The sequence below is a fragment of the Tahibacter sp. genome, assembly GCF_035481375.1.
Taxonomy (GTDB): Bacteria; Pseudomonadota; Gammaproteobacteria; order Xanthomonadales; family Rhodanobacteraceae; genus Tahibacter.
The window spans coordinates 16965-30137 of the sequence record NZ_DATIGT010000124.1; the positions used below are offsets into that span (position 1 = coordinate 16965).

The window sequence follows — 13173 nt, forward strand, 5'->3', positions numbered from 1 at the left end:
CCTCAGGCGTGATTCGCGGCCGCGCGCGGGGCCGTTTCGGGTTTGCTGCGTTCTATACGATTGGCAATTTCCAGCGCTGCCAATGCGGCGGCTTCGACGATGTCGGTGGACACGCCGCGTCCGCGCAGTTCGCGGTCGCCGTGGCGCACGCCGAGCGTGGCCTGGCCCTGCGCGTCGCCGCCTTCGGACAGCGCGCGGATCTGGAAGTCGACGAGCTCGAAGTCCTGGCCGACGGCGCGGCCGATCGCGCGCAGCGTCGCATCGACCGGGCCGTCGCCGATCGCCGCCTCGCTGGCCAGCACGCCGTCCTCGCGCTGCAGGCGCACCGAGGCCGAGGCGCTGCCGCCCAGATGCGACGCCGCGTGCAGATGCACGATGTGCCACGGGCCCAGCGCCTCGGCATCGCGGCCGAGCGCGAGCGCTTCGAGATCGCTGTCGAACACTTCGCGCTTCTTGTCGGCGAGGCTCTTGAAGCGCGTGAAGATCTGGTCGAGCGCCGCGTCGTCGGGCGCGTGGCCGAGCGCGGCCAGGCGTTCGCGCAGCGCATGACGGCCGCTGTGCTTGCCGAGCACGAGCTGCGAACGCGCGAAGCCGACGTCCTCGGGCCGCATGATTTCGTAGGTGCCGCGGTGCTTGAGCATGCCGTGCTGGTGGATGCCCGATTCGTGCGCGAACGCGTTGTCGCCGACGACGGCCTTGTTGCGCGGAATCGCGTGGCCGGTCAGCTGCGCGAGCAGGCGCGCGGCCGGATACAGCCGCGGCGTACGCAGGCCGGTGTCGACGCCGAACAGTTCGGCGCGCGTCTTCAGCGCCATCGCGACCTCTTCGAGTGCCGCGTTGCCGGCGCGCTCGCCGATGCCGGTCAGCGTGCATTCGACCTGGCGCGCGCCGGCGGCGACCGCGGCGAGGCTGTTCGCGACCGCCATGCCGAGGTCGTCGTGACAATGCACCGACAGCACCGCGCGCTCGATGCCGCGCACGGTCTTCTTCAGAAAACCGATGCGCTCGAACATCTCGGCCGGCGTGATGTAGCCGACCGTGTCGGGCACGTTCAGGGTCGTCGCGCCGGCCTCGATGACCGCGGCGAACACCTCGGCCAGATACTCCGGTTCGGTGCGCATCGCGTCTTCGGCGGAGAATTCCACGTCCGCGCAGAGTTCCTTCGCGCGGCGCACGCCGGCCACGGCGGCGTCGATCACCTGCGCGCGGCTCATGCCGAGCTTGTGCTCGCGGTGCAGCGGACTCGTCGCGATGAACACGTGGATGCGGCCGTGCGCGGCCGGTTCGAGCGCACGCGCCGCGGTTTCGATGTCGCCGCGCTGGCAGCGCGCGAGCGCGCAGATCGCCGCGCCGCGGACGTCCTGCGCGATCGCCAGCACCGAGGCGAAGTCGCCGTCGGAGGCCTGCGGAAAACCGGCCTCGATGATGTCGACGCCGAGTTCGGCGAGCGCATGCGCGATGCGCAGTTTCTGCGCCCGCGTCATCGAGAAACCCGGCGCCTGCTCGCCGTCGCGCAGCGTCGTGTCGAATACGCGTACGCGCTCGCGGGCGGTTGCGCGGGGCGTTTCTACGGGGGGATTGGTCGGTGTCATGGTCTGCCTTTGGCAGGCCAGGGCAACAAAAAACCCCGCACTCGTTTCCAAGTGCGGGGTTTTTTAGTGTTCGTGTCGTTTGTTATCGACGCGCGCCCTAACCCGCACCTCCGGTGGTAATAAGAAGTACGAGTACAAGCACGAGGACGAGCGGAATTCGCGCAGCGGTCGCACGCAGGCCGACGGTCGCGAGCAGGTGCCCGGCGATGTCGTTCTGGCGGTGGTTGGTGCGCTGCGTCATGGGATCCGACGCTATTCGCCGCGTTCGAGAGGTGTCAAATGGCTTCGCTTTTTTTGACGCTTTTCGGCGCCATGACGATTGAATGAGTCAAATCTGGCCGCTTATACCCTTTCCGGACGGGCCAGATTTGTCCGGACATGGTTCAGCGCGGACGCGATTCGCCGGCCTGCATCAGCAGCGCGATCTCGCGGCTGGCTTCGCGCGGCTGCGCCGCGAGTTCGCGCGCGACGGCGCGCCGGTTGCCGTCCGGATGATTCTGGCTGAGCTTGAACTTGAGCACGCTGCGTTCGACGACGAAGCGGAAGCCGACGATGCCGCGCAGTTGCGAGACATGATCGTCGCGGTCGCGCTCGAACTGCCAGTCGCGGCCGACCGAGGCTTCGTGCTGCGCGCTCAGATCGGCGACGACGCCGGCGAGGAAGTCCGTGTCGTCGTGGCGCTCCAGCACGCCGTGCAGATGCGCGATCGCGTAGTTCCAGGTCGGCACGCGCGCGGCCTCTTCCTTGTCGAGATACCACGACGGCGAGACGTAGGCATGCGGACCGTTGACGATGAGGAGCGCAGGCCCGGCATGCGCGGACTGCGGATTCGGACGCGCCCAGTGGCCGCGGATCTCGATCCGCTCGCCCTCGCGCCGGTACAGCACCGGCAGGTGCGAGACGGCCGGCTCGCCGTCGCGCACGGTGATCAGCGTGACGAAGCTGTCGCGCGCGAACAGCGCGTCGAGCGCGGCCGGGTCGGTTTCTGCGAAAGCGCGTGGCAGGTACATGCGGGCTCCGGAGCGTCGGCGACGAGCGAAAGGACATCTCGCGCGTCGTTCTCGGCGCGCCCGGCGACGCTATGCCATGATCGCGGAGCGATCCAGGGCCGCTCGGATCGCCGCCAGCGGAACCGCCCGTGAAATCCAAGCCGACCTCGTTCGACATCGCCTACCGCGCCGGCGTCTCGCAGGCGACCGTGTCGCGCGCGCTGCGCGACAGTCCGCTCGTCAACGAGGAAACGCGCCGCCGCGTGCAGGCGATCGCGAAGGAGCTCAACTACACGGTCGACAAACATGCGTCGGGACTGCGCCGGCAGCGCGCGACCACGCTCGCGCTGTTGCTGTTCGAAGACCCGACCCCGGACGACTCGCTGATCAACCCGTTCTTTCTGTCGATGCTCGGTTCGATCACGCGCGCCGCGGCGCGGCAGGGCTACGACCTGCTCGTGTCGTTCCAGCAGCTCTCCGACGACTGGCATGCGGACTACCAGGACAGCCACAAGGCCGACGGGCTGATCCTCCTCGGCTACGGCGATTACCTCGTGTCGCGCGGGCGGCTCGAACGGCTCGTGCAGCAGGGCACGCATTTCGTGCGCTGGGGTGCCGTCGTCGACGGCCAGCCCGGCGTGTCGATCGGCTGCGACAACCATCAGGGCGGGCGGTCGGCGACGGAGCACCTGATCGCGCAGGGCCGCCGCCGCATCGGGTTTCTCGGCACGGCGTCGCCGCATTGCCCCGAGTTCTTCGACCGCTATGCCGGCCACTGCGCCGCGCTGCACGCGGCCGGGCTCGACGTGAATGCCGCGCTGCAGGTCGATGCGGCCGACTCGACCGAACTCGTCGGCTACGCCGCGATGCGCGAACTGCTTGCGCGCGGCGCCGGCGTCGACGCGGTGTTCGCCGCGAGCGACCTGCTCGCGATCGGCGCGCTGCGCGCGATCGGCGAGGCCGGACTGGGCGTGCCCGACGACATCGCGGTCGTCGGCTTCGACGACATTCCGATGGCGCGCTTCGCGACGCCGCCGCTGACGACCGTGCTGCAGGACACCAAGCAGGCCGGCGAGCTGCTCGTCGACACGCTGCTCGCGCAGATCGGCGGCGAGCCGGCGACGAGCCGCATGCTGCCCGCGCAGCTTGTCATCCGCCGCTCGTGCGGTGCTGCGCTGCCAGCCGATCGAGTTCCGCCCGCAATGCCGGATCGGTGACGGCGGCATCGAGCAACCAGACCTGCACGCCGTGCGGCGCGACTTCGGTGATCAGCGCACCGCCGGGTGCAACGTGCTGGCGCCGGCCGGCCGGCTCCGACCGCCAGGTGCCGGCCTGCAGATAGCGCGCGATCCGGAACGGCTGCGGCGTGTCGCCCTTGTTCAGCAGCACGAGCGCGATCTGCTGTGCGTCGCCGCGCGCGTAGACGCGGTAGAACGCGGCGCGGTCGCCGGAAAACTCGAGATTCACCTGGAGCCCGCGCTGCAGTGCCGGCGATGCGGCGCGGATGCGCGCGATGCGGCGCAGGTTCTCGTGGATCGTCGAGGCGCGGGCCGCGTCGACGCGTTCCTGGCCGAAATAGTTGCGGTTGCCCGCATGCTCGGCGCTGCCGCGCATGAAACCGACTTCGGAGCCGTAGTAGACGACCGGAATGCCGCGAACGGTAAACAGCAAATTGTGCGCGTCGACGAACCCCGCATCCGTGGCGTCGAGCCGCGCCATGTCGTGGTTGTCGTAGAACGTCATCAGTTCGTACGGATTGCGGTACGGGCCGTCCGCGAGATGCAGCGCCGGCACGATGCCCGCGTAGTCGCTGCCGGGCTTTTCCAGCAGCGTCGCGATCGCCTGCTTCAGCGGAAAGTCGAGCACCGACATCTCGCCGCCGCCGCGCTTCGTGTACTGCGCGACGACGGCCGCGTCGTAGTTGAACGCCTCGCCGAACAGGAAGAATCCCGGGTGCTTCGCGCGGATGCGGTCGGCGAAGCGCTGCCAGAACGCCGGCGGCATCAGCGAGACGGTATCGATCCGGAATGCGTCGGCGCCCTGCGCGATCCACTGCAGGTAGGCGCCGGCCAGATAGTCGAGCACTTCCGGCGATGCGTCGTCGAAGTTCGACAGCTGCGCGAGTTCGCTCTCGCGCTTGTAGAAGCGATGCAGCGGCACGTGTGCCGGATCGAGCTGCGCCGGCGGCAGGTTCTGATGGTCGGCGAGCAGCCTGCCGTCGGCGTCGAACACCTGGCCGAAACCCGGCAGCGGGGGATCCATGCCGAAGGCCGGCGAACCGTGGTTCGCGACGATGTCGAGCACGACCTTGAGCCCCTGCGCATGCATGCCGCGCGTGAATCCGGCGAAATCGAGATCGCGGCTGACGAGATGTTCGTCGGCGCGATAAAAGTTCGTACCCCAGTAGCCGTGATAGCCCGTCTTGCCGCGATCGGTCCACAGGCTGCCCCAGCTCGGCGCGTCGCCGCCGCTGAAGGCGAAATCCGGGTTGTCGACGATCGGCGTGATCCAGACTGCGGAAAAGCCGAGGTCGCGCAGGTACGCGGCGTTGTCGAGCACGCCGCGCAGGTCGCCGCCGAGATAGCCGATGTTGTCGTTGTCGCCACCGGGCCCGCGTATCGGCCGGTCGAAGGTGTGCCACGGACCGGCGCCCTGCTCGCGGTGATCGTTCGCGAGGTCGCCGTTGACGAAGCGGTCGGTCACGACGAAGTAGACGGCGTCGGACGCGAACGGCGCCGCCGTGCCGTAGTACTCGCGCACGCCGCTGCGCGGCGTGCACCCGCTCGCGAGTGCGGCCGCGAGCGCCAGCGCGAGCACCGGCGCGAAACGACGCGCGCTCACGGCGTCACCGCCGCGTTCGCGGGAACGGCGCGCACGCGCAGCATGCAGGCCGCGGCGAGCAGCAGGCTCGCCGCACCGAGGTTCAGCGCGTGCAGCGGATCGTTGCCGAAGAAGGTCTTCAGCAGAAAGCCCAGCACGGTCGCCGCGACGAGCTGAGGCAGCACGATGAAGATGTTGAAGATGCCCATGTAGACGCCCATCTTGCGCGCCGGCAGGCTGTCGGCGAGCAGTGCGTAAGGCAGCGACAGGATCGAGGCCCAGGCAAAGCCAACGCCGATCATGCAGACGAGCAGCAGGTTCGGATCGCGCACGATTGCAATGCTGGCGAGACCGAGCGCGCCGAGCGCGAGATTGCCCATGTGCGTCGCATGCGCGCCGTAGCGCCGCGCGAGCGGTGCGATGACGAGCGCGGCCAGCATCGAGAAGCCGTTGTAGGCCGCGAACAGCACGCCGACCCAGTCCGCGCCCGCGTTGTAGGCCGCCGACTGCGCATCGCCCGCGCCGAAGTGATGCCGCGCGACCGCAGGCGTGGTGTAGATCCACATCGCGAACAAGGCGAACCATGAGAAGAATTGCACGACGGCGAGCCGGCGCATCGCCGCGGGCATGCCGTTCGCGTCGGCGAGGATCTGCGCCAGCATGCCGCCGCGCTCGCGCCCGGCGAACGCGAGCTGCGCGAGACCGTAGAGCGCGAGTCCGCCACAGAGCAGCAGCAGCTGGCGATCGAGCGCGTAGTGGATCACGGCGAGCGCACCGGCAATGCCGGCGAGCAGCGCGATCGCGGCGTTGCGCCGCGCCGGCATGAGCGGCGGCAGCGAAGCCGGTTCGGCCGGCGCGGTGTCGGTCGCGACGAGCTCGTCGATCGGCCGCTCGCGCGTGCGCAGCACGGTCCAGCCGACCGCGAGCAGCAGCACGGCGCCGCCCGCGTAGAACGCAAAGCGCACGGCGTCGGGCACGACGCCGGCGGCGGCCGTGTTCGCGACCCCGGCACGCGTCAGCAGCCACGGCAGCGCGCTCGCGACGACGGCGCCGAGTCCGATGAAGAAACTCTGCAGCGCGTAGCCGCGCGCGCGCTGCCGGCTCGGCAGTTGATCGCCGACGAACGCGCGGAACGGTTCCATCGCGATGTTGATCGACGCGTCGAGCACCCAGAGCAGTCCAGCCGCGACCCAGAGCACCGGCGAATGCGGCATCGCGAACAGCGCGAGCGACGCGAGCACCGCGCCGACGAGAAAATACGGCCGGCGCCGTCCGAGCCGCGTCCAGGTGCGGTCCGACAGATAGCCGACGATCGGCTGCACGACGAGCCCGGTCAGCGGCGCGGCGATCCAGAGCAGCGGCACGTCATCGAGCGGCGCGCCGAGCGTCTGGAAAATGCGGCTGACGTTCGCGTTCTGCAGCGCGAAGCCGAACTGGATGCCGAGGAATCCGAAGCAGAGATTCCAGATCTGCCAGAAGGTCAGGGGTGGGCGTTCGCGCGCGGTGGCTTTCTGGCTCATGGTTCGGTCATCTCGGCGCTGCAACGCTGGCCCTCTCCCCCCAGCTCGCCTGGGGGAGAAGGAGTTTCCTCGCCGGCGTCTGGCTCTCAGAACTTCGCCGCAAACTGTACCCCGTAAGTCCTCGGCGTGTTGAGGTAGCGCAGGTTCACCGAGTCGTTGATGAAGCCCTTGCCCGAGAATGCCTTGTCGGTGAGGTTCGATACGTAGGCCGACAGGCGGTATTGATCCTCGGAACCCATCGTGAGTCCCGCCGACACGTTGAAGATCGTGAAACCGTCGACCGTGTCCTGCAGCGCGAGACCATTGGCGGCCGGGCCGACCTGCGCGGGGTTCGATCCGTTGTTGACGCTCATCTGCGCGAGCGGAATCTCGATGACATTGCCGCTCGCGTCGCGGCCGAAGCCGCGGTTGTTGAACGCGGTCAGGAAGAAGTCCGAGCGATACAGCATGTTCACGGTCCAGTCGAACGCGCGCACCGCGCCCCAGTCGAGATCGACGGTCTGGCTCAGCTGCAGATTCAGATTGTGCTTGGACGTGTTCGGCAGGCGGTTGCCGCCGATCGGCACGATCAAATTGTTGCCGCGCGTGTCGAGGATGTAGGAATTCGCGAACGTCGCGTCGAGGTAGTTGTAGTTGAGGCTCAGATCGAACCCGTTGCGCCAGTGCAGGCCGGCTTCGAGTTCGAGTCCGAGTACCTCGGCATTGGCCGCGTTGTCGCTGAACACCTGCAGCACGGTCGCGGCAGGGTTCGTGGGCGTCGGCGCCGGCACGGCGATCAGGTTCTGCACGACCTTGTTCTGATAGTCGTAATAGAACAGCGCGCCGTTGAGCCGCACGGGCAGATCGCCCCAGCGCAGGTCGTTCTTGATGCCGACCTCGTAGGACGTCAGCTCCTCGGGCTTCCAGGTGCGCGCGAGCACGGCGCCGGTACTCAGCACGAGCGGCCGGTTGATGCCGCCCGAACGCGTGCCGGTCGACACGGTCGCATACAGCATCGAGCGGTCGGCGAGGTCGTATTCGACGCCGGCGCGCCAGTCTATGTAGTCGTCTTTATAGACGTTGGTGCTGCGGCCGCCGGGGAAATCCGAGCGGATGATCACGTCGATCTGGTCGCGGTAGCGGCGCAGGAATTCGTCCCAGTTGTCCTGGAAACCGAAGCTCTGTATGCCGTCGATGAAATAGTCGACCGGGTTGTCGGTGCCGCCGTTGCAGGTGATGGTGGCCGGATCGAAACCGTTGCAGATGCGCGGATTGTGCAAGGTGCGGCCGCCGGGACTCTGCAGCACGAAGCCGCTCGAGCCGAGGATCAGGCCCGTCGTGTACGGATTCGTCAGCGTGTTCACGTCGAGGCCGAAATCCGCGAACAGCGCTTCGGGAATCACGAACTGATACTTCATGTTCGATTCGCGCGCGGTCTTCTTGTCGTCGGTGTACCTCAGGCCGGCCATCACGCGAAACGCGTCGCTGACCTTGAACGTGAAGTCCGCATAGGCCGCGTTGGAGCGCACGCGCGAATCGTCGCCGCGGTTCTCGCCGCCGAGACCGTCCTGCCACGCGCAGATGGTGCCGGGCTGCCACCAGTCGCAGTCGCCGAAATAGCCGTTGCCGACGTCCCAGGACAGGTAGTCGTATTTCTCGCCGAAGAAAAAGCCGCCGGCGGACCAGATCAGGTGATCGGTCTCGCCGTGGAAGCGCAGCTCGTTGATGCTCGAACTCGACTGCTCGGCCTGGAAGAACGTGTCGTTCCAGCGCAGGCGCTCGGGATTGTGGTACGCCTCGACCTCGCTGCCGGGATAGCGGAAACCGAGCTGCCATTCGCGCGAGGCATTGCGATTGTAGAAGTCGTATTCGCGGTAGGAACCGTTGTATTCGAGCGCGAACGCGCCGAAGTCGTAGGTCAGCGTCGCCGCGATGCCCTTGATGTCGTTGTCGGTCTCGCCCTGCGTGCGGAAATACTGCGTATAGGGATCGTCGATGTCGTCGATGTCATAGCCGGCCGCGAGCGCGCGGTTCGCGAACACGCCGGGATCGCCGGTGCCGTCCTCGGCAACGCGGTCGATCATGACGTTCGCGCTGAACTGCTCGTTCGGCTGCCACAGCAGCGACACGCGCGCGGCCTGGTTGTCGACCGCGCCGGGCGGCTCGAAGCCTGCGGGGTACGCATTGCTGTAGTAGGAATCGTGCGTTTCGGAGAATAGCGCGGCGCGCAGCGCGACGGTGTCGCCGAGCGGCACGTTGATGACGCCTTCCTGCGTGCGCGCGTCGTAGTCGCCGAAACCGATCTTGACGTTGCCGTTGAACGCGCCGAGTTCGGGCTGGTTCGGAATGATGTTGATCGCACCGCCGGTCGCGTTGCGGCCGCGTACCGTGCCCTGCGGCCCCTTGTTCACCTCGATGCGCTCGACGTCGAAGAACATCGGGCCGATCGAGCGCGGGCGCGGCAGGTAGATGCCGTTGTAGTACGTCGCGACGGACGGATCGGACGAGAAGTCCGAATCGGCCGCGCCGATGCCGCGCAGGAAGATCTCGTACTTGCCCTCCTGGCGCGTGATCTGCAGTCCCGGCACGGCCGTCTGCAGGTTCGTGAAATCGGTATTGATGCCGAGCTTCTCGACGAGCTCGCCGCTGAAGCTCTGAATCGTGCCGGCGTATTCCTGGATGCTCTGCACGCGACGGTTGGCCGTGACGTTGACGCTCTCGAGCACTTCGGCGTCGGCGGACTCGCTCGCCGCCGCGTCGGTCCCGCTTGCGGTGTCGGCGGCGGCCGCGGCGCTGTGCAGCGCGGCAAGCATGGCGACGGTCAGCAGGTTCTTCTTCAAACGCATATCCCCTCCCCGGTCGGCGTCGGACGCCGCGTATTGCAACGATGGCGGCGGATCGTAAGACGCGCGCCGCGCCGCGCCCACGGCATTGCATACGTATTCATTGCGATGCCGGTCACGCGGCGCCGAGACGGCGGCGCCGTGTACATCGTGTGCAATCGCAACATGCAGCGCCGGCGTTCCGGCGGTCCGTCGACACGCGAAGCCGCCGCCGACGATGCGGCAATGCGCCAATGTCGCGACGCGCGCACGACGTCGCGGCGAAAGCCGGTGCCGGCGCGTGCGCGATGAATACGATTGCAATGCCGCGAGCGGCGGCGGTCCGCGCCGCTATGCTGCGCGCCGAACCCGTCAGGGCAGCCAGCAAGGCATCGGACGCGCAGCAATGAGTCGAACTCCGTGGTGGCGCGGCGCCGTCATCTATCAGGTCTATCCGCGCAGCTTCCAGGACGCGAACGGCGACGGCGTCGGCGACCTGCCGGGCCTGCTCGCGCGCCTGGACTACATCGCGAGCCTCGGCGTCGACGCGATCTGGATCTCGCCGTTCTTCAAGTCGCCGATGCACGACTTCGGCTACGACATCGCCGACTACCGCGCGGTCGATCCGCTGTTCGGCACGCTCGACGACTTCGATCGCGTGCTCGCACGCGCACATGCGCTCGGACTCAAGGTGATGATCGACCAGGTGCTCAGCCACACCTCGATCGAACACGCGTGGTTCAGGCAGAGCCGCGAGAGCCGCGACAACGAGAAAGCCGACTGGTACGTCTGGGCCGACGCGCGCGCCGACGGCGCGCCGCCGAACAACTGGCTGTCGATCTTCGGCGGCGGCGCCTGGCAATGGGAGCCGCGCCGGCGCCAGTACTACCTGCACAATTTCCTGACCACCCAGCCCGATCTCAACTTCCACCATCCCGACGTGCAGCAGGCCGCGCTCGACAACGTGCAGTTCTGGCTGGACCGCGGCGTGGACGGGCTGCGGCTCGATGCGATCAACTTCTGTTTTCACGACAGGCTGCTGCGCGACAACCCGCCCAAGCCCGCGGAGCAGCGCGTCGGCCGCGGCTTCAGCGCCGACAATCCCTACGCGTATCAATTTCACTATTACAATAATACCCAGCCGGAAAACCTCGCCTTTCTCGAACGCCTGCGTGCGCTGCTCGACCGCTATCCGGACGCGGTCGCGCTCGGCGAGATCTCGGCCGAGGATTCGCTTGCAACGACGGCCGAGTACACGCGCGACGGCCGCCTGCACATGGGCTACAGCTTCGAACTGCTGACCGACGACGGGTCGGCCGGCTACGTGCGCACGACGGTCGAACGGCTCGAAGCGCAGATGCGCGAAGGCTGGCCCTGCTGGGCCGTGTCGAACCACGACGTGCAGCGCGTCGTCACGCGCTGGGGCGGCGCATCGCCGTCGCCCGATCTGGCACTGCAGCTGCTGATGCTGGTCTGCTGCCTGCGCGGAACGGCCTGCGTCTATCAGGGCGAGGAACTCGGCCTGCCCGAAGCCGACCTGCCGTTCGACGCGATCCGCGATCCTTACGGCATCGCGTTCTGGCCGGATTTCAAAGGCCGCGACGGCTGCCGCACGCCGATGCCCTGGGACGATTCGGAGAATGCCGGATTCTCGGACGCCGCGCCGTGGCTGCCGATACCGGCCGCGCATGCGCGCCTTGCCGTTGCGGCGCAGGCGGGCGATGCGACGTCGACGCTGGAGCGCGTGCGCCGGTTCCTCGCGTGGCGCCGCCAACAGCCGGCGCTCGTGCGCGGCGAGATCGCGTTTCTCGACGTGCCGGAACCCGTGCTCGCGTTCCGGCGGCGGTCGCCGGAGCAGACCCTGCTGGTCGCGTTCAATCTTTCGGATGCGGTACAGCGCGTCGCCTTGCCGCTGGCACGCGCCCCGCGTTCCGCAATGGCTTCCGACGACGGCGACTCGCGCTGGAACGCCGGCGATCTGCTGCTCGCACCGCGCGGGCGGTGGTTCGCGCTGGCCTGAAGCGACCGTCGGAGCGCGACAGCGACACATTCCTGCGCGGCGCGCCGTAGCGCACCGCAAGTACGTCGCGTTCGTTCGGCCCCTCACTTTCGACAGGGTTCGCACCTGTCTTTCGACAGGTCGTGGCGCGCCCGCACAGGGTTCCGCGTAGTTCCTGCCCCGAGGAGACGCTGGGTCGCCTCGGGTCGCGCCGGAATGGCCGCGGTCACACTCGTGAACAGAGGGAACCATGAAAGTGTTCAGTAATACGCGTATTTCCCGCCTGAGCGGCGGCGTCCTGCTGGCGCTCGCGGTCAGCACCACGTGCAGTTTCGCGGCCGACCTGCCGCCGCAGGTCGTCGATCAGGGCGAAGGCTGGGAGCTGATGCTCGTCGCTCCGCCGATCGCGCCGCCGATGGAGATTCAGACGACGTCGCTCGATCCGGCGCCGATCGTCAGCGTGAGTTCGCTCGAAGGACTCGCGGCGTCGCCGCTGCCGCAGTCGATCAAGGACGAGCTGGCCGCGGACTTCGCCGCCGAGCCCGACGTCGTGCTCAACGTGCGCCAGGATCTGGCGCAGGCCATGGCCGACGGCACGGCCGCCGAACTCTTTGCGCAGTACATCGAACCCGATGACGCCGGCGAGGCGGCCGGCTTCGGTACCAAGTTCGACCTGAATCCGCTCTGCCCGACGCACTGGCGCGAGCGGCACATCACGCGCAGCAAATCGTTCGACGGCTTCCACCACACGTTCAGCGAAAGCGCCGGCAATTTCCGCGGCAACATCGACATCGACGTGCCGCTGACCGGCGACGCATCGGTCGACGTGACCTACGCGTTCCGGAAGAACTCGATCTGCATTCCGTGGGCCGTGAAGTTCGTCAATGCACGCGCGACCGGCGTGCTCAACGTCGGCGAGACGATGTTCGAGGCCAACGGCAGCGCGAGCTTCGAGAAGTCGGACCGCCGCGTGCTGCTGACGCCGAAGTTCGAAGAGAACTTCATGGTCGGCCCCGTGCCGGTGCGTCTCGGCGTCGAGTTTCCGCTCGGCGTCGGCTACGACGTCAAGGCAACGGCCGAGGCGCAGCTCGCGCTCAAGAGCCGCGCGCAGGGCGAGATGCGATTCGACGTGACCTGCACGCGCCACGGCTGCGCGCGGAACGCGCCGCCGGACAACGTTTCGACGGTCACGTTCCAGGATCTGATCCGGCCGAGCATCGTCGGCAGCGCGAAGCTGCAGGTCGACGTGAAGCCGTATGCGTTCGTCGAGGCCAACGCGTGGCTGTATCACGACCAGCTCGCGAAGGCGGGGCTCGGCCTGGAGCTGTCGGTGCCGTCGCGGCTGTTCTATCACTATGGCAGCGGCTGCGGCAGTCCGTCCGGCAGCGGCTCGACCGATCACGTCAACGGCGGCTTCGTCGACGTGAACGCGCAGCTCGCGCTGTACTACAA

9 protein-coding genes are annotated in these 13173 nt (G+C 67.8%); 3 read left to right on the forward strand and 6 right to left on the reverse strand.

The features are described 5' to 3' along the window. Positions 1–2 precede the first annotated feature (2 nt). The 3 genes from VLF18_RS08290 to VLF18_RS08300 all read right to left on the reverse strand — a co-directional run bounded on the left by VLF18_RS08290 (position 3) and on the right by VLF18_RS08300 (position 2602). Positions 3–1592, reverse strand: coding sequence for a 2-isopropylmalate synthase (locus tag VLF18_RS08290; protein ID WP_325279155.1), 1590 nt, complete (start codon positions 1590–1592; stop codon positions 3–5). A 97-nt stretch (positions 1593–1689) separates the two neighbouring features. Beyond that, positions 1690–1833 carry a hypothetical protein gene (locus VLF18_RS08295; RefSeq protein WP_325279156.1) on the reverse strand — a complete coding sequence of 48 codons (144 nt, stop codon included), beginning with the start codon at positions 1831–1833 and terminating at the stop codon, positions 1690–1692. A 142-nt stretch (positions 1834–1975) separates the two neighbouring features. Then, the gene (locus tag VLF18_RS08300) at positions 1976–2602 is read right to left on the reverse strand and encodes an FMN-binding negative transcriptional regulator (RefSeq protein WP_325279157.1); all 627 of its coding nucleotides are present in this window, start codon (positions 2600–2602) and stop codon (positions 1976–1978) included. Positions 2603–2730: 128 nt separating this feature from the next. Between VLF18_RS08300 and VLF18_RS08305 the strand changes: the two genes are divergently transcribed. Next, positions 2731–3798 (forward strand): LacI family DNA-binding transcriptional regulator, encoded by a 1068-nt coding sequence (locus VLF18_RS08305; RefSeq protein WP_325279158.1) that lies wholly within the window; start codon positions 2731–2733, stop codon positions 3796–3798. Here the strand turns inward: VLF18_RS08305 and VLF18_RS08310 are convergent. From VLF18_RS08310 to VLF18_RS08320, 3 genes are all read right to left on the reverse strand, one after another. Beyond that, positions 3731–5422 (reverse strand): alpha-amylase family glycosyl hydrolase, encoded by a 1692-nt coding sequence (locus VLF18_RS08310; RefSeq protein WP_325279159.1) that lies wholly within the window; start codon positions 5420–5422, stop codon positions 3731–3733. The genes VLF18_RS08305 and VLF18_RS08310 overlap by 68 nt on opposite strands. Then, a complete protein-coding gene (locus VLF18_RS08315) occupies positions 5419–6921 on the reverse strand; it encodes an MFS transporter (RefSeq protein WP_325279160.1) in 1503 nt (500 codons plus the stop codon). The genes VLF18_RS08310 and VLF18_RS08315 overlap by 4 nt, the downstream gene beginning before the upstream one ends. An 86-nt stretch (positions 6922–7007) precedes the next feature. Further along, a complete protein-coding gene (locus VLF18_RS08320) occupies positions 7008–9746 on the reverse strand; it encodes a TonB-dependent receptor (protein WP_325279161.1) in 2739 nt (912 codons plus the stop codon). 382 nt (positions 9747–10128) lie between these two features. On the opposite strand from VLF18_RS08320, the gene VLF18_RS08325 reads away from it, so the two are divergent. Next, entirely contained in the window at positions 10129–11742 is a 1614-nt protein-coding gene (locus tag VLF18_RS08325) for an alpha-glucosidase (RefSeq protein ID WP_325279162.1), read from the forward strand. A gap of 229 nt (positions 11743–11971) precedes the next feature. Next, positions 11972–13173 (forward strand): hypothetical protein (locus tag VLF18_RS08330; protein ID WP_325279163.1); only part of this gene is annotated, 1202 nt, incomplete at its 3' end.

Coding starts and splice junctions, on each gene's coding strand:
- VLF18_RS08290 (WP_325279155.1), bottom strand. CDS start 1,592: ATGACACCGACCAATCCCCCCGTAGAAACGCCCCGCGCAACCGCCCGC.
- VLF18_RS08295 (WP_325279156.1), bottom strand. CDS start 1,833: ATGACGCAGCGCACCAACCACCGCCAGAACGACATCGCCGGGCACCTG.
- VLF18_RS08300 (WP_325279157.1), bottom strand. CDS start 2,602: ATGTACCTGCCACGCGCTTTCGCAGAAACCGACCCGGCCGCGCTCGAC.
- VLF18_RS08315 (WP_325279160.1), bottom strand. CDS start 6,921: ATGAGCCAGAAAGCCACCGCGCGCGAACGCCCACCCCTGACCTTCTGG.
- VLF18_RS08320 (WP_325279161.1), bottom strand. CDS start 9,746: ATGCGTTTGAAGAAGAACCTGCTGACCGTCGCCATGCTTGCCGCGCTG.
- VLF18_RS08325 (WP_325279162.1), top strand. CDS start 10,129: ATGAGTCGAACTCCGTGGTGGCGCGGCGCCGTCATCTATCAGGTCTAT.